Annotated in this window: 13 protein-coding genes and 2 pseudogenes; 12 read left to right on the top strand and 3 right to left on the bottom strand. The window is 71.2% G+C overall.

Annotated elements, in window-relative coordinates; all coding sequences use genetic code 11:
* Window positions 1-262: 262 nt before the first annotated feature.
* A complete protein-coding gene (locus tag ACIRP7_RS23335) occupies window positions 263-2146 on the top strand; it encodes a hypothetical protein (RefSeq protein WP_403662631.1) in 1884 nt (627 codons plus the stop codon).
* Here ACIRP7_RS23335 and ACIRP7_RS23340 read toward each other — a convergent pair.
* Window positions 2126-4345: a CDP-glycerol glycerophosphotransferase family protein gene (locus tag ACIRP7_RS23340; protein WP_403662634.1), complete on the bottom strand. Its 2220-nt coding sequence runs from the start codon at window positions 4343-4345 to the stop codon at window positions 2126-2128. The two genes, ACIRP7_RS23335 and ACIRP7_RS23340, sit on opposite strands and share 21 nt — an antisense overlap.
* 793 nt (window positions 4346-5138) lie before the next feature.
* Between ACIRP7_RS23340 and ACIRP7_RS23345 the strand changes: the two genes are divergently transcribed.
* From ACIRP7_RS23345 to ACIRP7_RS23355, 3 genes are read left to right on the top strand one after another with little or no spacing between them, the layout of a single operon-like run.
* Window positions 5139-5792 carry a response regulator transcription factor gene (locus ACIRP7_RS23345; protein WP_403662637.1) on the top strand — a complete coding sequence of 218 codons (654 nt, stop codon included), beginning with the start codon at window positions 5139-5141 and terminating at the stop codon, window positions 5790-5792.
* Window positions 5783-7051, top strand: a complete 1269-nt coding sequence (locus tag ACIRP7_RS23350; RefSeq protein ID WP_403662641.1) for a sensor histidine kinase — start codon at window positions 5783-5785, stop codon at window positions 7049-7051. The genes ACIRP7_RS23345 and ACIRP7_RS23350 overlap by 10 nt, the downstream gene beginning before the upstream one ends.
* 38 nt (window positions 7052-7089) lie before the next feature.
* The gene (locus ACIRP7_RS23355; RefSeq protein WP_403662644.1) at window positions 7090-8367 is read left to right on the top strand and encodes a hypothetical protein; all 1278 of its coding nucleotides are present in this window, start codon (window positions 7090-7092) and stop codon (window positions 8365-8367) included.
* An 832-nt stretch (window positions 8368-9199) separates the two neighbouring features.
* On the opposite strand, the pseudogene ACIRP7_RS23360 reads toward ACIRP7_RS23355, so the two are convergent.
* Window positions 9200-9334, bottom strand: a pseudogene (locus ACIRP7_RS23360) (mycothiol maleylpyruvate isomerase); the annotation flags it as partial.
* 299 nt (window positions 9335-9633) lie between these two features.
* On the opposite strand from ACIRP7_RS23360, the gene ACIRP7_RS23365 reads away from it, so the two are divergent.
* The 3 genes from ACIRP7_RS23365 to ACIRP7_RS23375 all read left to right on the top strand — a co-directional run bounded on the left by ACIRP7_RS23365 (window position 9634) and on the right by ACIRP7_RS23375 (window position 15129).
* Complete coding sequence (locus ACIRP7_RS23365; protein ID WP_403662733.1) at window positions 9634-11331, top strand: phosphatidylglycerol lysyltransferase domain-containing protein; 1698 nt, start codon at window positions 9634-9636, stop codon at window positions 11329-11331.
* A 519-nt stretch (window positions 11332-11850) separates the two neighbouring features.
* Window positions 11851-13611: a hypothetical protein gene (locus ACIRP7_RS23370; protein ID WP_403662647.1), complete on the top strand. Its 1761-nt coding sequence runs from the start codon at window positions 11851-11853 to the stop codon at window positions 13609-13611.
* Window positions 13612-14091: 480 nt separating this feature from the next.
* Window positions 14092-15129, top strand: a complete 1038-nt coding sequence (locus tag ACIRP7_RS23375; RefSeq protein ID WP_403662650.1) for a sodium-dependent transporter — start codon at window positions 14092-14094, stop codon at window positions 15127-15129.
* 81 nt (window positions 15130-15210) lie between these two features.
* Here the strand turns inward: ACIRP7_RS23375 and ACIRP7_RS23380 are convergent, their stop codons facing one another.
* Window positions 15211-15849: a hypothetical protein gene (locus tag ACIRP7_RS23380; RefSeq protein ID WP_403662653.1), complete on the bottom strand. Its 639-nt coding sequence runs from the start codon at window positions 15847-15849 to the stop codon at window positions 15211-15213.
* 112 nt (window positions 15850-15961) lie between these two features.
* On the opposite strand from ACIRP7_RS23380, the gene ACIRP7_RS23385 reads away from it, so the two are divergent.
* The 5 genes and pseudogenes from ACIRP7_RS23385 to ACIRP7_RS23405 all read left to right on the top strand — a co-directional run.
* The gene (locus ACIRP7_RS23385) at window positions 15962-16678 is read left to right on the top strand and encodes a hypothetical protein (protein WP_403662655.1); all 717 of its coding nucleotides are present in this window, start codon (window positions 15962-15964) and stop codon (window positions 16676-16678) included.
* Between the two features lie 14 nt (window positions 16679-16692).
* The gene (locus tag ACIRP7_RS23390; RefSeq protein ID WP_403662658.1) at window positions 16693-17406 is read left to right on the top strand and encodes an ABC transporter ATP-binding protein; all 714 of its coding nucleotides are present in this window, start codon (window positions 16693-16695) and stop codon (window positions 17404-17406) included.
* A complete protein-coding gene (locus tag ACIRP7_RS23395) occupies window positions 17393-18082 on the top strand; it encodes an ABC transporter ATP-binding protein (RefSeq protein WP_403662661.1) in 690 nt (229 codons plus the stop codon). The genes ACIRP7_RS23390 and ACIRP7_RS23395 overlap by 14 nt, the downstream gene beginning before the upstream one ends.
* Window positions 18079-20721 (top strand): FtsX-like permease family protein, encoded by a 2643-nt coding sequence (locus ACIRP7_RS23400; RefSeq protein WP_403662664.1) that lies wholly within the window; start codon window positions 18079-18081, stop codon window positions 20719-20721. The genes ACIRP7_RS23395 and ACIRP7_RS23400 overlap by 4 nt, the downstream gene beginning before the upstream one ends.
* A gap of 52 nt (window positions 20722-20773) precedes the next feature.
* Window positions 20774-21490 (top strand): annotated as a pseudogene (locus ACIRP7_RS23405) (response regulator transcription factor); the annotation flags it as partial.
* Window positions 21491-22026 lie beyond the last annotated feature (536 nt).

Below are 22026 nucleotides of genomic sequence, written 5' to 3' on the forward strand. Positions count from 1 at the left end.
GCCCGCCCTGCTGGAGCGGTTCGGGGTCGGGCCTCGTACAGCCGGGCAGTTGCCGGCCTCGGCAGGGGACAACCCGGAACGGAGTCGGTCCCTGGGGTGCGTTCGCCCACCTGGCCGGTGTCGCGTCGGCATTCTCGCCCCGTGCGGAGGGCTCGGCGTGTACCGGGATTCGGCACAGGTCGGCCGGGAACGACCCTGCCCCGCGCGAACGCCGCTGCTCCGGCACTGGTAGAACCGTCGGATGTCCCTGCGCGCTCGAATCTTGACGAAGCTGCCCCTCGCGGTCGCCGTACTGCCGCTCGCGTTGCTCGGGATGTTCGTGACGGCAGTGGTGCCGAGCGGGTGGGCCTACGCCGTGTGTGCCGCGGCCGGCTACCTCGCCGAGCCCGGCGTGATGAAGCGGGTCACCAGCGGGATGCAGCCGTTGCCTCGCGTGGGCTTGAGCGTTGCGGCGCCTTCCGTGCTGCGCGGTGCCTCGGCGCTGGTGTTGCTGGCGCGGGTCGGGCAGGGCGGGTCCGGCGCGTTCGTCGTTGCCGCGCTGGGGTTCTTGGCGGTGCAGGCGCTGCGGGTGGGATATGCGGGGCTGCTGCTGTATGTGTGGTGGTGTCGGCGGCTGCCCGCCGTCACCCGCAACGTGGATCTCTCGGCGCTGCGCATCCCTGATGCTCCGCCGCGCCGGCTGACGGACCTGTACCGCGGGCCGCTCGCCTTCATCGACCTGCCGCTGGTCGCGGGTGCCGCCGTCGCCGCGGAGGCCGGCGCGCGCTGGGCCGCCGGTGGCGCCGCAGCCGCCGTCCTCGCGGGTCTCGTCGCCGTCGTCCTGCTCGCCGTACCAGCCTGGCGGTCGCGGCATCTCGCCGCCAAGGGGCGCGTACTGGACGCCGTCCGCGCGCAGGTGCGGGCGTACGAGCCGGAGGTCGTCGTCTACTTCTCCGGTGACCTTCAGTCCGCGTACCAGCTCAACGGCTGGCTGCCCGTCCTCGACCGGACGGAACGGCGGGTGGTGATCGTGCTGCGCGAGCGCGAGATGCTGCCCCGGCTCGACCCGACGACCCGGCCGGTGGTCTGCCTGCCGCTCGGCAAGGACCTGGCCGCCTTCGAGTTGCCCAGCGCCCGGGTGGCACTGTTCACCGCCAACGCCGCCAACAACACCCACCTGTTGCGGATGCCGCAGTTCCGTTCCGTCTACATCGGCCATGGCGACAGTGACAAGCCGACCAGCTTCAACCCGTTCACCAAGGTCTACGACGAGGTGTGGGTCGCCGGCCCGGCCGGCCGCGAACGGTACGCCCGCTCGGGCGTCGGGGTCGCGGACACGGACGTCGTCGAGGTGGGGCGGCCCTCGCTGTGGCCCGTCACCACGACGACCGCTGCTGCACCGCAGCCGACCGTGCTGTACGCACCCACCTGGGAAGGCTTTCACGGCGACGAGGGCGCAGCCACCTCGCTGATCACGATGGGCCCGGCGCTCGTCCGAACTCTGTTGGCCCGGCAGCCGCGGATCCGGCTGCTCTACCGGCCGCACCCCCTCACCGGCACCCTCGACCGTCGGGCGAAGGCGGCGCACGCAGAGATCCTCGCGCTGATCGAGGCGGCGAACGGCGCCGCCGCCGAGGACGACGCCCGGCTCGGGCGGCTCGCCGCCCGGCTCGACACAGTGCGGCAGCCCGGCCGCGGCGACGAGGCGCAGACCGCCCGGGACTGTGCCGCACCGGCCGCCGACTGGGAAGCGGTGTTCGCCGAGTGGCAGGACGCGTACTGGGCCGATGGCACTCGCCACCGGGTCACGGCCGGCTCGCGCCCAGGCCTCTACGACTGTTTCAACCACGCCGACGTGCTCATCGCCGACGTGTCGGGCGTGGTCACGGACTTCCTGGCGGCGGACAAGCCGTACGCCGTCGCCAACCCGGCAGGCCTCGACGCCGACGTGTTCCGGGAACGCTACCCGGCAGCGGCGGCGGGCCAGCTCATCGGCCCGGACCTCTCCGGACTCGACGAACTCCTCGACCGTGCGGGCGGCGCGCCCGACCCGCTCGCCCACGAACGGGGGCGCCTGCGCGCCCGCCTCCTCGGCCCCGCGGAGGCCGACCCGCTGGCCCCCTTCGAGCGCGCCCTCGACGCCCTCCTACGCCGCACTGCCGGCTGAGTCCTGACCGAGGAACACCCGCCGGACCACCCGCTCGGCGGCGTGCCCGTCGTCGAAGGCACAGAAGCGGCGGCGGAACTCGGCCCGTGCCCGCTGGGCCGCGCCGTCGTCCGCCCGGCCGGAGCACAGCACCTCGATGAGCTCCTCCTCGGTCGTCGCGACGGCGCCGGGCGGCTGCTCCAGCAGGTCGAAGGTGACGCCCCGGGTGCTTCGGTACGTCTCCCAGTCGGGGGCGTAGATGACGATCGGCCGGTCCAGGTCGGCGTAGTCGAACATGATCGACGAGTAGTCCGTCACCAGCATGTCGGCCGCCAGGCACAGGTCCTCGACGACGGGGTGCTTCGACACGTCCAGCACCCGGCCGCCGTCGGCCTGCGGCTGCTTGCCCTCGGCGTCGTAGTAGTGGGAGCGCAGCATCAGCACGTGGTCGGGCCCGAGCGCGGCCGCCAGCCGGTCCGGGTCCAGGAGCGGGCCGACGTCCGCGTACTCGCGGTGGGTCGGGGCGTAGAGCACAGCGGTCTGCGCCGGGGTGATGCCGAGGCCCTTGCGGATCGTGGCGATGTCGTCGGGGTCGGTGTCGAAATAGCGGTCGTTGCGGGGATAGCCGTACTCCAGCAGCTCGTACGAGCCCGGGTAGACGCGCGGCCAGATGCCCGAGGAGTGCGGGTTGGCGGACAAAAGGTAGTCCCAGCGGGCGGAGTGCTCGCGCAGCCGGGTGAAGTTCATGTCACGGGCGCCGATCGGGTAGCGCTCCTGGTCCAGGCCCATGACCTTGAGAGGGGTGCCGTGCAGGGTCTGGACGTGCACGGAGCCGGGGCGTTTGGCGATGGTGTGCGGGAAGTTGACGTTGTTGACCAGGTACTTGGCGCGGGCGAGCAGGCGCAGGGCGCGGCGCGAGCCCTCGACGGCGTGGTCGACACCCGGGGGCAGGGAGGCGACGGCGTCCTTGCGGACGATCCACACCCCGTGGATGTCCGGGGCGAGTTCTCGGGCGCGCTCGTAGATGGCGCGGGGGTTGCAGGAGTAGCCGCGGTACCAGTACGCGGCGTAGACCGCGAGGTGGTCGTCGAGCGGGAGGCGGCGCTGTAGTTCGTAGTAGAGGAACGAGGGCAGGGCGCGTGCCCGGCGCGCGGTGGTGCGGGCGGTGCGCTTCGTCGTGCCGACGCCCTGACGGGCCTGCAGGCGGAGGCGGTTGACCGGCCCGAGGGCGGCGAAGAGGCGGTAGTCGTCGCGGGCGACGAGGCGGAACTTGGTGCCGCGGGCGCCGGCCGGGAAGGTGTAGTCGGCGGGCCGGTAGCGGGTGAAGTCCGTGGCCATCCGGTGGAAGAAGTCGCGGCGCCGGTTCGGGGGGACGCGGGACGGGTCGTCGATGATGGTGGTGTAGTGCCAGATGGCCCGGTTGAAGAGCGGGGCCCGGAAGGCGTCGAAGGTGTCCTCGTGCCGGTCCAGGAAGTCGAAGATCTTCTCGTACTGGCCGAAGACGTCGAAGTGCCGGTCGCTGACCGTGGTCGTGATCGCGCCTGCCCGGCGCTCGCGGTAGAAGTAGCAGACCTGGTCGAGGAGGGCGATCCGCTCGGCGGCGAGCAGGATGGGGTAGGTGACCGGGAGGTCCTCGTAGAGGCCGCGGCCGAACCGGACGCCGAGGGCGGCGAGGAAGTCGCGGCGGATGACCTTGTTCCAGGCGGTCATCATGAGCTCGAGGACACTGGGGCGGGCGGCGAGGTCGAAGCTGTCCGGGGGAGTCGGCTCGCGCAGGAGGTGTGCGCGTGGGTCGGGCTCGATCGTGCCGGACGGCAGGGCGCGGGCGTAGTCGAGGAAGAGGACGTCGGGGCGGCTCGCCTCGAGACGGGGGGCGATGGCGGCGAGGCTGCCGTCGGCGATCCAGTCGTCGCTGTCGACGAACCACACGTATGTGCCGCGGGCCTGAGCGAACCCGGCGTTACGGGCCTCGCCGAGGCCGCCGTTTGCCGCGAGGTGGAGGACCCGGACGCGGGAGTCCCGGCGGGCGTACTCGTCGAGGATCGCGGGGCAGCCGTCGGGGGAGGCGTCGTCGACGGCGATGACCTCGAAGCGGGTGAAGGACTGGGCGAGGATGGCGTCGAGGCAGGGGCGGAGGAATTCCTCGACGCCGTAGACCGGGAGCACGAGGCTGATGAGCACGTCGGACTCGGTGGTGGCTGCCTCTGTCGCCGCTGTCATGCGTACCTCCTATGGGTGACGACCGTTGACACTAGCTCCGTACTCCGTGGGTGGCCGGTTCGGACGGGCTGCTGGGGTGGTCAGCGTCCCATCCCTGGTTGTGGCTGCGCTGATGGTGTGCCGAAGCCTTCCTGTGCCCCTCGGACACGGACGGTGTGTCCGCGCGGTCGGTTCGCGCGAGGTCATGCCACCCATGGTGATCGATTGGGGCGCGTGGGGCACTCGATGCGGTACGACAGTCAGGATGCGTTCAGGTATTCCAAGGGAGGGTAGGGCCCGATGTCATACGAGGCGTCACAGACCCCGCGCCTTCGTTTGTCGGCAACCAGGCCCTCCGGTCGGGTTCTGCGCTGGAACAAGGTGCCCGAAGTCACCGTCCGCTTCTGGATCATCAAGGTGCCGCGCACCACCGTGGGTGAGGCGGCGGCCGACCGATCCCCTCCGCGTACTGCGTGGGCCCGGCGCCGACGAGCACACGAGCTCGACCTCGTGCCGCATCATCTGTATCCGGCCCACCATCCGTACGCCGGTATGGCTTGAATTGATCTAGGTGCCGCCGCTCGGAATCCGAGCGCCGGACGTCGCCCCTGCCGGTGGCGGGGTGCCAGCGGGCGAACATGTACTGGTTGGCGCTGAGCGGAAGGGCGCGGCGACGGTGTGGAGAGCGAGACGCTCGCCGGGGGGCGAGGACCGTCCAGCCACACCGGAAGGAGAATCCGTTAGGGACCTCGCAGACCCAGGGGTCTGACCAGGGAGAATGGAGAACTCTCGCTGAAATGCCTAGGGTCAGCGGGTGGCTTTTATTGTGGTGTGTGAAGATGACGCAGCGGTCCGCGATGTCCTCAAGCGCGCACTTGAGCACGACGGCCATACGGTCGCAGTCGCTTCTACGGCGGGCAGCCTGCTGCGGCACCTTGAGCCGGTCCCTCATCTGGTCGTCCTGGATCTGGGGCTCCCGGACGCTGATGGCCGTGATGCCTGCTTGGCGTTGCGGGCACGTGGCATTGATGTCCCGGTGCTGATGCTCACGGCTCTGGATGGCATGCATCACAAGGTGGGCGGCTTCGAGGCGGGAGCCGACGACTATATGACGAAACCGTTCGACGTCCCGGAGTTGCTGGTGAGAGTCCGCGCCCTACTGCGCAGAACAACCGCGACGACCCCACCAGGGGGCGTTGTTCTCGATCCGGCGAAACATGTCGTGATCAACGGTTCGGCAAGCGAGAGCCTGACGCCGACCGAGTTCCGGTTGTTGGGCAGGCTTATCGCTTCGCAGGGCGACGCGGTACGCCGCCACGCCCTCGTTGCTGCCGGTTGGCCGCATGGCGCGCAGGTCAGCGACAACACTCTCGACTCCTATGTTCGCCGACTGCGGACCAAACTCGGTGCGCTGGGCGTGTCCGACCGCCTGGCGACGGTCCGGGGGGTGGGCTACCGATGGGAGTGACGGGCTTTCGGGGGAGGGTCGTCGCGCTCGCGGTTCTGATCGCGACAGCGGTGGTCGCAGTGCTGGTGGTGGTCTCGCACGTGTTGCTGAGCCAGGTGACCGACGCGGACGCGAAGGCTCTGGCGCATACGCGTGCCGAGGCGATGGCGGCGAACGTGACCGTACGAAGTGGCCACGTCGTGCTGATCGAGGGCGGCAACGAAGCCCTGGACACGGTCGCGTGGGTGTATTCCGATGGGCGCCTCGTTGACGGGATCGTGCCGGGCAGCCTTCTTGACCGGGTCGAGGTGCTTGCCGGCTCCGGGCAGTCCCGGACCACCACGGTCGGCAGTGACCTTCTCTATGCTCAGCCGATCCGGCTCGAAGGCCACCGCGTCGTGGCGGTCGTGAGGGTGGACCTGACGCCGTACGAGACGTCGGAACAGCGCAGCCTGGCGATGTCGCTCATTTTGGGTGGCCTCTCGATCCTGCTCGCGGGCGTCGTCGCCTACCTCGTGGTGGGCCGTGCGTTGCGGGTGGTTCACGAGATGGCCGCTCTTGCCGACAAGTGGGGTGATCACGAACCCGGGCGCCGATTCGACCTCGGCGTTCCGCATGATGAATTCGGGGAGCTCGGGCGAACTCTCGACCGCCTGCTCGACCGCGTGGACAACGCGCTCGCGGACGAGCGCCGGCTCACCGACGAGATCGCCCACGAGTTGCGGACGCCCTTGACGGTCCTGCGGGGCGAGGCGCAGTTGGCGCAACTCTCCGGTCACCAGGTGGCGCCGGAGTCTGTTCTGACCGAGGTTGACCGCCTGAACAGGGCGATCACGACGATTCTGGGTGCCGCCCGGACGCGGATCGATGGCAGTACCCGCTGCGATCTCAGGGCGGCGGCGCGACAGGCGATCGCCGGTCGCTCCATCGAACTCGCCATCCCGACCAACGTCGATGTCGCCCTGGCAACGGAAGTCGTCGTGGCTGTGTTGTCACCCCTGCTGGAGAACGGCCTGCGCCATGCGAGTTCGCGCGTTTGGGTCACGGCGCGCATCCAGCCCCAGGGGGTCGTGATCGATGTTCTCGACGACGGCCCGGGGTTCGATCCGGCGGAGGTTGATCGGGTCTTCGAAGCGGGTGTGACCAGCGGCGACGGGCACGGGTTGGGGCTGGCCGTGGTGAGGCGTCTCGCCGCGTCCGCCGGGGTGGCAGTCCGTGCGATCGCGGCTGGTCACGGTCGTGTCGAGGTGACCTTTCCCACGCCAGAGGCGATCGCGTAGTCAGGTTGTGTGCAGGTTGGTCGAGCCAACCTTGTCGCATGACAACGACAAGCGAGGCCAGCACGCGCCGCAGAGGGCGGCTGATGCTGAACAAGGTTCCCGAGGTCACCGTCTGGTTCTGGGTGATCAAGATCCTTTGCACGACCGTCGGTGAGAGTTTCGCTGACTGGATCAACATGAAGCTGGGCGTCGGCCTGGTGAACACGGCCTGGATCTTCACCGCCGTGTTCGTGGTGGTTCTGGGCGTCCAGTTGCGGCTGAAGCGGTACGTGCCGTTCCCGTACTGGCTGACCGTGGTGGTTGTCAGTGTCACGGGCACGCTGTACACGGACATCCTGACCGACCAGCTCAACGTGCCGCTATGGATCAGCTCCGCCGTGTTCTCGGTCCTGCTCGCCGTGGTCTTCGGCGTGTGGTGGTTGCGCGAGCGCACCCTCTCGATCCACGCGGTCACGACGCTGCCGCGTGAGTCGTTCTACTGGCTCGCCGTTCTCGTCACCTTCGCGCTCGGCACCGCGACCGGCGACTGGACCCTCGAGCTCACCGGCTGGACCCCGGGTGCCTCGGTCCTGCTGCCGCTCGGCCTCATCGCGGCGATCACGCTGCTGTGGAAGTACGGCGCGAACCCGGTGCTGTCCTTCTGGCTCGCCTACATCCTCACCCGCCCGCTGGGCGCCAACATCGGCGACTGGCTCGCTTCCCCGAAGGTCGCGCAGAACCCGGGCGACCCGACCGGCCTCGCGCTGGGCACCTTCACCACCAGCCTGATCTTCCTCGGTCTGATCCTGGCGACTGTCATCTACCTGACGGTGACACGCTCCGACGTGATCGAGACCTACGAGGCGACGCACGATCCGCAGACCACCGCCGACCTGCGCAGGGAGCGCATCGGGCTGGCGGGCTTCGGCCTCCTCGCCGTTGCCACCACGGGCCTGCTGGTCTGGGCGCACAGCCAGCCGCACGTCGGTCCGGCGCCGGAGACCGACGCCACCTCCACCGTTCAGCTCGCCCCTGGCCAGGCCGTGAAGAAGTTCCCACCGGCCAAGGTCGACGCTCTGAAGGCACTGGCATCGACCGCGCTCAAGGACGCACGGTCGGGAAACGCGACCGGGGCCCACGCCGCCGCCCAGTCGCTGCGTGATCTCTGGGATGCCGACCAGGCCTCGTTGCAGCCGCTGGACAACACCGGCTGGACGTTCATCGACGCCCAGATGGACAGCGTCCTGAAGACCTTCGGCATCGATCACCCGAACCCTCCGATGTCGCAGGCCCGGCAGGAAGCTGAACTCACCACCCTCCTCACCGACATGCGCTGACGGACCTGATCGGTGACGGCTCCCCCGGGGCCGCCACCGGTCACGCTCTCGCGGTGCACGCGATCAGTGACCCAGTGTTTCGCGCCCGCTTCGACCAGGTGCTGAACTGCGGGCCGGTCCGAAGGGCCGGCGGCACCTTGCCTTCATCGGTCACCTGCCATGGCTGCTGAAACGCCTTGGGGCACACGGGATCAGCCGGAACGGTGATGTCGCCCCCGCCGCTACAGGTGCGGTCCGAGGGGCACCCCCGCCTTCGAGTGGAAGGGTGTGGAGATCGTGCCCCGGCGGAGCGCTGGCGATGCCGGCCAGTGGTCCGTCGCTTTCTTGTCGAGAGCCACCTGAGGGCGGAACCTGGTCTCCGCCCTGCGGGGGGAGCGAACGGGAGGCTGGAAGACGGTGATGCCACTTGACCACATCAGTCGGGCACCCGGGCGCGACATCACCGCCTCACACGGGCGGACGCGCTGCCGAGCTGTGAAAATCGCACCGAGACACGTCTGAACGGGACTTGATGCCCAACGAGCCGGGCGGTTCGGTCGAGGCTGGAAATGATCCGAGGCCGATGATCCGCGTACGTACCGGTGTCGGTGGGCTGGGTATCGGGGTGAATCTCGCAGTGTTCAGCCTCAGCCGAGCGGTGACGTCTCTGCCCGTGGTGCGATGCAGCCGTGACCGCGCGTCCGCGAAGCCAGGAGAAGTGGCAACGCGGCGTGAGCCGGAGAGCGAGTTCCTCCGCATGCTGTGGGCCGCCGACAGGGTCCTGGCGCCGGCCGAAGTCCAGGAGGACGTCGGCGGCGGTCTCCCTGTCGACCGGTGCAGGCCCCCTGCGGCGGTCCACCTCGACCCACCGCCGGAACGGCACCCGCGACGCCGAGTCGGTGACTCCGTTGCGCAGCTCCACCGTCCGCGACCAGTCCGCCGGTGCTGCCGCAGCCTCGTCGAAGCGGGCGAGCGAGGCCTGTACCAGTCGTCGCCTACGACCTCGGCGAGTGGGAACCCGTACGATGCGCCGCCGAAGGAACAACCCCGCTCATGCATCGGATCCCTCGTACGCGAACCCGCCGACACGGCCTCTCTTCCGTCCCCGTCCACGCCGGAGATCCCGGCCTCCCTCCGAGGTGAATCCCCACGGTGTCCGCACACCTCTCGCCCCCGAACCTGCGACAGCACAAACCCAAGGACCGCGTTCCCTCCCCGACCGGGCCCCCGCGCCCCGGGACGCGGCTGCGCAGGGGCGCGGCCTCGGCCACGGTCTGGTACCTGCGGATGCTCGCGGTGCTCAACCTTGCCGCGGTTGTCTCACTGTCGTTCCGCGACGAGGTCAAAGAGCACAACGTCGGTGAGTACTTCACCCCCTATCTGGCCACCGCCGGGCTCGTCTCGGCGGCATTGGCACTCTTCCTCGCCATGGTGATGCGGCGCCGCAAACGGGCTGCGTGGATCTTCAACCTGCTGCTGGCCGGCGGGCTGTTCGCGCTCTACACGCTGGCCATGACTCAAGAGGCGTACCGCGAGCACGTCACCAACTGGGGTTCCCTGCTGCTCACCGGCCTGTTCGTGGCCGCGCTGCTCCTCGGGCGCGGGGAGTTCAACGCTGTCGGGGACCGCTCCAACCCGAAGCTGGCCCTCGCCGTGGGAGCGGGCGGTCTCCTCGTCAGCGGCACGATCGGCACGCTGCTGGTCGCCGCCAACAACAAGCTGCCCGGCGCCACGCTGACCGACGAGATCGCCTACACCCTGCTGCGCGGCATCAGCGTCGGCCCGCTCGCCGACCGGGTAGACGCCGTGCACGCGCCGCGCTGGGTCGACGTCCTCATCAACATCCTGATCGCCGCGACCTTCCTGCTCGTCCTGTACGCCTGCTTCCGTGCCCCCCGCGGTCGCGCCCTGCTCGGCGAGGACGAGGAACAGCGGCTGCGCGATCTGCTGGCCCGGCACGGTGAGCGGGACTCCCTGGGCTACTTCGCCCTGCGCCGCGACAAGGCGGCCATCTTCTCCGCCAGTGGCAAGGCGGCTGTCACCTACCGGGTGGTCGGCGGCGTCAGCCTGGCCTCCGGCGACCCCGTCGGCGACCCCGAGGCATGGCCTGGCGCCATCGACGCGTGGCTGGCAGAGGCCCGTCGGCACGCCTGGACCCCGGCGGTGATGGGCGCGAGCGAGGAGGCCGGCACCATCTACGCACGGCATGGGCTGGACGCCCTCGAACTGGGCGACGAGGCCATCGTGGAGATCGCCGACTTCACCCTCGAAGGACGCGCCATGCGGGGCGTACGGCAGGCGCACAACCGGGTGCGCCGGGCCGGATACACGGTGAGCGTCCGACGCCACGAGGACATCGCGGACGACGAGATGGCGCTGCTGATCGACAAGGCCGACCACTGGCGCGACGGACCGACCGAACGCGGCTTCTCCATGGCGCTGGGACGGCTAGGCGACCCCGGTGACGGCCGCTGCGTGATGCTGGAATGCCGCGACCCCGAGGGTGAACTGCGCGCCCTGCTCAGCTTCGTCCCCTGGGGCGAGCACGGCCTCTCCCTGGACCTCATGCGCCGGGAACGCGCCTGCGAGAACGGCCTGATGGAGTTCATGGTCGTTGAACTGCTGCTGTGTGCAGAGGAGTTGGGCATACGGCGGGTGTCGCTGAATTTCGCCATGTTCCGCTCGGTCTTCGAACGCGGCGCGCGCCTCGGCGCGGGCCCGGTACTGCGGCTGTGGCGCTCGATGCTCACCTTCTTCTCCCGCTGGTGGCAGATCGAGTCGCTCTACCGCGCCAACGCCAAGTACCGGCCCGTGTGGGAGCCTCGCTTCCTGCTCTTCGCCAAGAGCGGCGACATTCCTCGCATCGGCCTGGCCAGCGCCCGCGCCGAGGGCTTCCTCACCCCGCCGGCCCTGCCCGCCCTCCGGCGCCGCAGGCGTTCCTCCGCCTCGGACGGAGAACCGGCCCCGGCGATCCACAGCTTGTAAAGGCAGCCCCCGGCGGGCGCTCTCCCGGCGCGGAGCCGAACGGCGCAACGCCCGCGCACTGGAGAACGAGGTCTTGACCATGCCCTGGGCGACCGAACAGGCAGAAGGTCTTCGCGCGGTGTCGCTCACGTTCACGTGCACCCGGCAGAAGACTCGTCCGTGCCAACGAGGCTATGGCGGTCGTCTACGGTCAGTCACGACCGCCGTGGATGCTGTACAAAGCGAGCACCGCCAAGCCGAGAGCCTCTGGGCAGGTCCGTCCAACGTTGCGGGCGTCATGGACGTGGGGCCGGCGGGCTTCACAAGGGTCCTACCCGGTGAGTCTCCCGTGTCTGGTGAGGCCGGCCACGGGTCGCCACTGCTCGGTCAGGAGGGGCCCCCGCCCGCCGTGTACCGGCCGAAGCGACGGGCACCTGAACACCAGATCACCTTCTTATGACCCTTTTGCCTTCCATTGATGAACCCAGCGCGCATATGTCCGCTCTCCATGTTGTAGTGACCAGAATGGAGAAAGTGGACATGAGCTCCCAAACCGTCGACGCCGAAGTGCGGCAGCGCGACGCGCCCCCGTCCGCCATCGCCCGGCCGCAGATGACCGACAGCGACGACACCCCGCAGCAGTGGCACCGGGGCATGACGCTGATCGCCACGATCAGCCTGTTCATCGGGACCCGCGCGGCCTGGACCCAGGCGATGCTCATCCATCCGCCCGTCGCTGGGGTCATCTCCGTCTGCTACGCGGGAATCCTCGTGTGCGCGGTGCTCGCTCTGGCCGTGCGCGGCAGACGGGCGCTGATCCGGGTGGACGCCGCGGTCCTCGTCCTCGCGGTGGCCCTGGTGGTGTGCGGTTACTGGCTGGACCACGGCGGCACCGACGAGGGCGTGTTCACCGCGCAGGCCGCGAGCGAGATCCTGCACGGCCACCCGGTCTACGGACAGCCCTGGCCCTGGCTCTTCGGCACCGCGAAGTCCGGTGTGACCAAGACGATGTCCGGCGGAGCGGACCTGACGTACGGCTATCCGCCGCTGACCGCTCTGCTCGCCGCGCCGGTCCACGCCGTACTGCATTCGACGGCGGCCGCCACCGTGGTCACCACCGGCGCTCTGATCGCCGGCGCGGTCGCGCTGTGGCTGCTGCTCCCGGTGCCCTGGAGGTCGGCGGCCACCGCCGTGTGCCTCGGCTTCGGCATCCTCCCCGGCTACGCCCGCTCCGGCTACCCGGCCATCGTGGCCCTGGCCCTGCTCGTCCCCGTGGTGGTCCGCTGGCCCGCCACCGGCGCGGGCGGGCGCCTCGGGCGAGGCGGGGTGCTGCGGGCGGTGTGCCTGGGCGCCGCCTGCGCCGCCCAGCAACTGGCCTGGTTCCTGCTCCCCTTCCTGCTGATCGGCCTGTACGCCGTGCGGCGCGGCGACCTCGGGGCCCGGCCCGCGACCGCCCTGCTCGCCCGCTTCACCGGCATCGCGGCCCTGACGTGGGCGGCCATCAACGCCTACTTCGCCGCCCAGAGCCTCTCCACCTGGTGGGAGGGCATGTTGCTGCCCCTCACCCAGAAGGCGATCCTGCACGGCCAGGGCCTCATGGGCATCTCCTACTACTTCACCGACGGCAGCAGCCGCCTCGACTACTACTCGTACGCGAGCGTGCTCCTCCTCGCGGGCCTGCTCACAGCCACCCTGCTCTTCGTCCGCCGTCTGGGAGCGGCCCTGACCGTGCTGCCCTGGCTGGCTTTCTACCTCGCCACGCGTTCCCAGGACGGCTACTACCTGATGATGACCCCGCTGTGGCTGGCCGCCGCCGCGACGGTCCCCGCCTCGTCCCTCGCCTCCGCCTGGGAGCCCCGCATCACCCGCATCCGCCGGCTCCGTGGCCGGTCCGCCAGGACCGCCGTCGTCGCGGCACTCCTCTCGCCGGCCCTGCTGTGCGCCGGCATCGCCGCCGCCAGCCCGCCTCCGCTCGACATGAACCTCACCGCCCACCTCACCGGCAGTGCCCACCCCGCGATCACCTCCGTCACGGTTCGCGCGGTCAACACCACCGACACCGCCCTCACCCCCCACTTCGCCAGCCGCCTCGGTCACGGCGCCTCCAACTGGTGGACCGTCACCGCGGGGCCGACCACCATCGCCCCGCACAGCGCGGCCGCGTACGTCGTGCGGCCAAAGGGCGGCCGCCGTGCCCTGCCCACCAGTCCCCACGAGCACATGTACCTCATCGCCGTCACGGGCACCCCCATGACGATCACCACGGCTCCTCTGGGGAACGCCACCGACCCGGGTCGATGACGCTCGCCCTTCGCCCCGGACGCAGGTGATTGGACCTGGTTCGCCAGGTGGGCCCACCCGCCCACAGCGCACCGTCGCCGATCGGCAGCCGTTACAGGCGACCGCCAATGGGGCCGGTAGGCCGTTGTGGCAACAGCGGGCCAGTCACGCGGTTCGGGCCGTCCCGACCGTTCCGCTCTCCCCCCGCCCGGCCACCGTCGCCACCACCACCAGGGCTTCTCCCTGCGCGCCTTCACCCGGGGTCGGGCGCGCCGACGGTATCGCAACAGCCCAGCCGTGAGCCGTCGTTTGTGATGCGGAAGTAGGCGTGGACTTCGGGAATCCTGTTCCGGCGCAGACGGTGGCCGAGCCGTTCGGCCGCAGGTGTCCCCGAGAGTTCGTACATCATGAGGGCCTACCGCGCCGGCGGTTGCCTGAACGCATCCTGACTGCCGCGCGGCGATCCCGGCCCGCCGGGCCCGCCCCGATCACGATGGGACCATGCATTCCCGCGCCGCGTCCTGGCTGCGGCACCGGCTCGGCCGCGCCGTGGTCCTCGCCTACGTACTCGCCCTGCTCCAGCCCGGACCCGGCCTGTGGCTGCGTCATCCCCATCTCTTACCGCTGACGCACCTGACGCTGCACACCGCACCGCTTCTTCTGTCCCTGGTCCTGTTCTCGGCAGGGCTCCAGGTGCCGGTCCGCGCGCTGGGCCGACTGCTGCGCCACCCGAAGGCCCTGCTCGCCGGACTCGTGCTGCACCTGGCGATCCCGCTGGCGGTCCTGCCGCTCGTCGCGTTCCTGCTGCGGCGCACCCCCGACACCGACGGCGGCAGCGGACTGCTCACCGCGATGATCCTCGTCGTGGCGATGCCCGTCGCCGCCGGGGCCACCGTGTGGACCGACAAGGGCGACGGCGACCAGCCGACGATGGTGGGCCTCGTCCTGGCCTCCACCCTCCTCAGCCCGCTCACCACCCCCTTGCTGCTGGCGACGCTGTCGCCGCTGCTCAGCGGAGGTTACGCGGACACCCTCGCCGCCACCGGCCAGTTGGCCGGGGGTGGATTCGCCCTCACCGCCGTGGTCCTTCCCTGTGCGGCCGGCCTGCTCGCCGCGCTCCTCCTGCCCGCCCGCCTGCTCCACCGATTCCAGCTGACGGTGACGCCCTTGGCCCTGACCGGCTCACTGCTGCTGACCTACGTCAACGCCAGCGGCGCCCTCGGCTCCGTCCTGACCCGGCCCCGCCCGCTGCTGTTCGTTGCCGCCCTGGCCGTGGCCGCCCTGGTCTGCCTGCTCTCCTTCGCCCTCGGCCGGGCCGCCGCCCGCGTCCTGCGACTGGAGGCGGGCACCGCCTCGTCGCTCACACTCGCCTGCGGCATGAACAACAGCAGTGCGAGCGCGGTCCTGATCACCGCGTCCCTGCCCGACAAACCGCACCTGCTGCTCCCGGTCCTCGCCTATGGGCTGCTGCAGAAGACCGCCGCGAGCCGCATCGTCACCCGGCTCCGGCGCGATCCAGCTCCCCCGGCAAATCCCTGAACGACGCTCAGCCGCCCGCCGGGCGAGCCTCCTCCTGGCGTACGGGGACGAGCAGAGTGAACGTGGCGGGACGGCGGCCGGTCAGGGAGAGTCTGCGCCCAGAGAGACGGCCAGGTCGCGGGCGAGGGACAGGCCGATGCCGGAGCCCGGTGCCGCGCCGGTGCGGCCGCGGTCGAACAGCCGGCGGCCTCGCCGCCCACGGCACCCTCGTCGGTGACGTCGAAGGCGACGGCTTCGCCGAGGTCGCGGGCCGTGAGGCGTACGGTGCCATGCCCGTGGACCCGGGCGTTGTCCAGCAGGACGCCGAGGATCTCGGTGACGGGGGCGCCCGCCGGGGACCCGGACGTCGTCCGATGCCTCAGGGGTCCCGCACTCCAGGCGTCTGCCGTCGGGGGCGAACAGTCCGTGCCATCGCTCGTCGGTCTCGTGCAGCAGTCGTGGCACGGGGGCGTCCGGTGCGGGCCGGCGCGGCAGGCCGCGGGAGCGGGACAGGCGCAGCACTTCCTCCACCGTGCCGTGCAGGCGGCGTGTGGTGGCCAAAGCCTCCTTCAGGGCGGGCCGTGTCTGCGCGTCGTCCTGGGCGAGCCACGACTCCAGGGTAAGGGTGTCGCGCTGGTCGGCGTACAGGGACGACCTGATCGCCAGGGCCAGCGGGGCGGCGAGGAGGACGACGGCGACCAGGGCGGCGGCGAGGGCGACTCGCACCACGCGCTGTCTCATGCCCCCATCTGCGGGACCCCGACAGGCCCGGAAGCGGTCCGCCACGCGCTTTTGCCGTCGTCTAACCGTCGGTGTGCGGGGCGTTAACCGACGGCTCCGTAGCGTCGGTGGCATGACCGTAAGGCAGTTCCTCGGCAAGTACTCCGGGAGGGCAGTGGGCATGTCGTACGCACGTACTTCCGCCGGCGTCGTCGCAGTGACGGTGGTCGCGGCGGTGATCGCCGGGTGTTCCGGATCCTCGTCCGGGGCCCGGTCCGGGTCGGGTTCCACGGTGGCGTCCGGGACCCGGTCCGGCTCGGGTCCCACGGTGGCGTCCGCGGCGGCGTCACAGCCCGCCCCCGCGCCCACCGAGTCGAACCCGCCCGGGGACATCCCCGACAACCAGGCGTTCGTGGCCTACCGGCCCGCCAGCGGTTTCACCGGGTTCACGGTGAAGGTGCCGGAAGGCTGGGCCCGCACCGAAAAGGGCGGTGCGACCGTGTTCACGGACAAGCTGAACAGCATCACGATGACGACGGCCAACGCCCCCACCGCCCCGAATGTCACCTCGGTCAAGAACACCGTGGTCCCGCAACTGCGCGGCCAAGTGCCGCAGTTCGCGTCCCCCAAGGTGTCGCAGGTGACCCGGAAGGCGGGGCCCGTCGTCCTTCTCACCTATCAGGGCGACTCGGCGAAAGACCCGGTCACCGGCAAGGTGGTGCGGGACGCGTTCGAGCGGTACGCCTTCCACCGGCAGGGCCATGAGGTGGATCTGACACTCTCCGGTCCGGTCAACGCCGACAACGTCGACCCGTGGCGGATCGTCAGCGACTCGTTCGCGTGGCGGTGAGGGCGGTGCCCACCATGACGTCGTTCGACGACGGAGTGCTGGCCGCCCGGGAGCTGTACCGCTTCTACCGGGCCGGCGAAGAGGAGACGCTCGCCCTGCGCGGGGTGTCACTGCGGGTGCGGAGGGGTGAGACCGTCGCCGTCGTCGGCCCCTCGGGGTCGGGCAAGTCGACCCTTCTGGCATGTCTGGCCGGTCTCGACGAGCCGTCGGGCGGCGAGGTCCGGGTGGCGGGCGTGCGGATCAGCCACCGGCCCGAGACCGAACGTGCCCGGCTGCGCGCCCGGCACGTGGGGGTGCTCCTGCAGTCCCGCAACCTGCTGCCGCATCTGACCGCACGCGACAACATCCGGCTCGCCCAGCATGCGGTGCGCGGCCGTCCCGCCGTGAGCGCCGAGGCACTGCTGGAACAGGTAGGGCTCGGACGGCGGGCGGGCGCGCTGCCGCGGCAGTTGTCGGGCGGTGAGCTGGCGCGCGCGGGGCTGGCCGTGGCGCTGGCCAACTCCCCGGCCGTGCTGCTGGCCGACGAGCCGACCGGCGAACTCGACGGCGGGACCGAACAGTTGGTGCTGCGGATGCTGCGGGACCGGGCGTCGGACGGCTGCGCGGTGCTGATCGTGACACACAGCGCGGAGGCGATGCTGGGCGCCGACCGCGTGATCGCACTGGACGACGGGCGGGCTCATGAGGGAACAACCCCTGCGAAGGAGAGCGGCCATGTCCTCCGCTGACCTGCTCGTCTCCTGCCGGGACGTCGCGCTCACCTTCGGCCGGGGCACCAACGCCGTGGTGGCCGTGCACGGCGCCGACCTGGATGTCCGCTCCGGGGACCGGCTGGCGGTCGTGGGACCGTCCGGGTCGGGGAAGTCGTCCCTGCTCCATTTGTTGGCCGGACTCGAACGCCCCACCAGCGGCACGATCACCCGGCCCGGACTCCACGGGCCCCGGGACATCGGCCTGGTCTTCCAGGCCGACAGCCTCATCCCCGCCCTGGACGTCACGGAGAACACCGCGTTGCCGCTCGTCCTCGCCGGGCAGCCGGAGACGGAGACGAGCCGGCCGGTCGCCGAGGCGCTCGGCGTGGTCGGTGCGGCCGAGCTGGCCGACCGGCTGCCCGACGAGATCTCCGGCGGTCAGGCCCAACGAGTGGCCGTGGCCCGCGTTCTGGCACAGGCGCCAAGGCTGATCCTCGCCGACGAGCCCACCGGCCGCCTCGACCACACCACCGGCGCCCGCGTCCTGGACGCCCTCCTCGCTGCGGCCGACCGGACCGGCGCGGCCCTCGTCGTCACCACCCATGACCCGGCCGTCGCCGCCCGTCTCACCGTACGGCGTGCCATGCGCGACGGTCGGCTGCTCGCACCCGCAGCAGCGGACGCGCCCGACCCACGAGGGAGCCTGTCATGATCACCGCCTGGGCGGGCGGACTGGCCCGCCACCGCATCGGACGGCTCCTCGCCGCCGTCGCCGGGATCGCCCTGGCCGTCGCCCTGGTCGCCGCGCTCGGTTCCTTCCTCACCGCGTCCAAGGCGACGATGACCCAGCGTGCGGTCCGCTCCGTCGCCGTGGACTGGCAGGTCGAGGTACAGCCGGGCGCCGACCCGAACGCCGTCCGGTCGCTGGTGCGGGCCGCTCCCGGCACCCGGGCAGCCCTGCCCGTCGGCTTCGCCCGCACCACCGGCTTCACCGCCACCGTGGGGGGCAGCACCCAGACCACCGGCCCAGGTCTCGCGCTCGGCCTGCCACCGGACTACCGCAGCCACTTCCCCGACGAGTTGCGCACGCTCTCAGGCTCCGGCACCGGAGTCCTCCTCGCCCAGCAGACCGCCTCCAACCTGCACGCCGCCCCCGGCGACACCATCGGCCTGCGGCTGCCCGGCGTCGGGCTTCGGCAGGTGCGGGTGGACGGCGTGGTCGACCTGCCCCAGGCCGACTCGCTGTTCCAGAAGGTCGGCGCGCCCGCCCAGTCCCAGCCCACGGCTCCCCCGGACAACGTCGTCCTCCTGCCCACCGCCCGGTTCACGTCCCTCACCCGGGGAGCCACCTTCGTCACCACGCAGATCCATGTGGCCCGTGACGCGAAGCTGCCGGCCGACCCGGCCGCCGCCTTCACCTCGGTGACCGGCGCCGCACACAATCTGGAGGCCAAGTCGGCCGGCACCGCCCTCGTCGGGAACAACCTCGGAGCCGCCCTCGACTCCGCCCGCCAGGACGCCCTCTACGCCCAGATCCTCTTTCTCTTCCTCGGCGTCCCCGGTGCCGTCCTGGCCGCCGCGTTGACCGTGGCGGTCGCCTCGGCCGGCGGTGAACGGCGCCGCCGGGAGCAGGGCCTGCTGCGGCTGCGTGGTCTGCGGCCCCGTCAGATCACCGCGCTCGCGGGCCTGGAGGCCGTGCTGGTCGGGGGCGCCGGCGGCCTCGCGGGTCTCGGGCTCGCCGCGCTGACCGGCCGCCTGGCCTTCGGCGCCAGCTCCTTCGGGGCGAGCGCGGGGACCTGGGTTCTCTGGTACGCCATCGCTTTCGTCCTCGGCGTGGCCGTGGCCGCCGGCGCCGTGCTCGTGCCCGCCCTGCGGGATCTGCGCACGGTGACCGTCGCGGACACCAGGAGGGAACCGGGCGTGTCCCGTTCGCCCTGGTGGCTGCGGTACGGCCTGGACTTCGTGCTGCTGGCCGGCTCATGGCTGGTCTTCCGCGCCTCTTCCGGCAATCAGTACGCCCTCGTCCTCGCTCCGGAGGGTGTGCCCAGCGTCTCCGTCTCCTACTGGGCGTTCCTCGGCCCGGCCCTGCTGTGGCTGGGCGCGGCCCTGCTGCTGTGGCGGCTGACCCTGCTGGCTCTCGCCCGCGGACGCCCGGCGCTGGCCCGCCTCGCCCGTCCGCTGACCACGAGCCTCGCCACGACCACGGCGGCCGTGCTCTCCCGCCGTCGGCGTCCGCTGGCCCGCTCGGTGGTACTGCTCGCCCTCGCCGTGTCATTCGCGATCTCCACGGCGGTCTTCAACTCCACCTACCGGCAGCAGTCGGAGGTCGACGCCCGCCTCACCAACGGCGCGGACGTCACCGTCACCGAACCACCCGGCGCACACGTGCCGCCGAGCGGGGCGGGCAATCTGAAGGTCTCCGGTGTCCGGCACGTCGAGCCCCTCCAGCACCGCTACGCCTACGTCGGCTCCGACCTCCAGGACCTCTACGGTGTCCGGCCCGCCACCGTCACCAAGGCGACCTCGCTCCAGGACGCCTACTTCTCGGGCGGCACGGCCGGGCAGCTGATGCGGCGGCTCACCCAGCGCCCCGACAGCCTGCTGGTCAGCGAGGAGACTGTGCACGACTTCCAGCTCTCTCCTGGCGACACGGTCAACCTCCGGATCCAGGACGCCCGTACGAAGGCCCTGCGGACAGTGCCGTTCCACTACGCCGGGATCGCCAAGGAGTTCCCGACCGCCCCGAAGGACAGCTTCTTCGTCGCCAACGCCGCCTACGTGGCCAAGGCGACCGGCAGTGACGCGGTCGGCGCCTTCCTGCTCGACACCGGTGGCTCCCACCAGAAGCAGATCGCCGACAACCTGCGCCACCGACTGGGCACCGGCGCCACCGTCACCGACCTGACGCAGACTCGCGGCACCGTCGGCACCAGCCTCACCTCCGTCGACCTGGCCGGCCTCACCCGCGTCGAACTCGCCTTCGCCGTCCTGCTGGCCGCCGGAGCCGGCGGTCTCGTTCTCGCCCTCGGACTCGCCGAACGCCGCCGCTCCTTCGCCATCGCCACCGTCCTCGGTGCGAAGAGCGGCCAGTTGCGCGGCATGGTCCTCACCGAGGCCCTGCTGCTGGCCGCCGGCGGGCTGGCCGGAGGCGCGCTCATCGGGTGGGCCCTGTCCGAGATGCTCGTGAAGGTCCTGACGGGGGTCTTCGATCCGCCGCCCGCGAGCCTGTCGGTGCCGGGCGGTTACCTGGCCCTGACCGCGGGCGCGGCCGTCGTCGCCGTACTCGCCGCCGCGCTGAACGGCATCCGCAGCGCCGGCCGGCCCGCCGTGGAGGAACTGCGTGACCTGTGAGCAGCCGGGAGCGGGCGGGCCGAATGCCCCGCCCGCTCCTACGCTGTCCAGCATGCGCACGCACGCGACCGCCGACAGTAGCCGCCACCGCGTCCTCGTCGTCGAGGACGACGACACCATCGGCCGCCATCTGGAGACCGGCCTGCGCGGCAACGGCTACACACCCACCTGGAGCCGGACGGGTTCCGCCGCGCTGGCCGAGGCCGCGCGCACCCCGTACGACGTGCTGCTGCTCGACCTGGGGCTGCCCGACATAGACGGTCTGGACGTCGCGCGCGCCGCGCGCGCCCGGCACCCGGACCTGCTGATCGTCATCCTGACGGCCCGCACGGACGACATCGACGTCATCGCCGGGCTGGACGCGGGGGCCGATGACTACCTCGTCAAGCCGTTCAGCCTGACCGTGCTGCTCGCCAGACTCCGCGCCCATCTGCGCCGCCGGGTCGTCGCCGCGCCGCCGCAGGAACCCGTCCGGCTGGCAGACCTCGTCCTCGACGTCGCGGCCCGCCGCTGTACGCTCCACGACCAGGGCATCGAGCTGCGTCCCAAGGAGTTCGACCTGCTCGCGGTCCTGGCCCGGCACGTGGGGGAGGCCATCTCCCGGGAGACCCTGATGGCCGAGGTCTGGGACGAGAACTGGTTCGGCTCCACGAAGACTCTGGACGTCACCATGGCCGGCCTGCGCCGCCGCCTCTCGCAGGCCGCCGCCGCCTCGGTCCACCCCGGCAGCCTGCCCCGCCGGGCAGAACACCGCCGGGAGTCGTTCCGTCGGGCCGTGCTCCCGGAGCGCGTCGGCGACAGCCGGGCGGCGCGGTCTGCTCACCTGGTGCACGACGCGGTCCTGCTGACCCATTGGGACAGCGTGATCTGCATGGTCACGGCCGAACGGTATGGCCTGGGCCGAGGAGGCGAGGCGTGGCGGCATTCGTCCCGGGTGGCCGCGCACGCCTGTGTGTGTCGGTTTTCGCCGCATGCCAGGGCGTCGCGCAGGAGGGAGAGGTGCGCGGGTACCGAAGTGCGGCTGTCGTGTCTGTCCTGGCAGGTGTCGCTGGTTGCCGGGTGAGCCCGCATGGTGCTCGCCTCCTCGGGTGCGAGGGTCTTGAGCGCGTGTCCGGCCAGTGGTTCACAGACCGTGCGGCATTCCTCGATGGCCGTCTTCTCGCCGGACTTCTCGATCAGGCAGTGGGCTTCGATCATGGCGAAACCTCCGTTCCAGGTCTCACCTTCGCCCAGGAACAGCCACCCGCGCGTCGTCCTGGTGCAGCGATTTCCGGCTACCACGGTCGCGGTATATGTACCGCCGGC

It is taken from the genome of Streptomyces sp. NPDC102270 (assembly GCF_044766405.1).
Classification (GTDB): Bacteria; Actinomycetota; Actinomycetes; order Streptomycetales; family Streptomycetaceae; genus Streptomyces.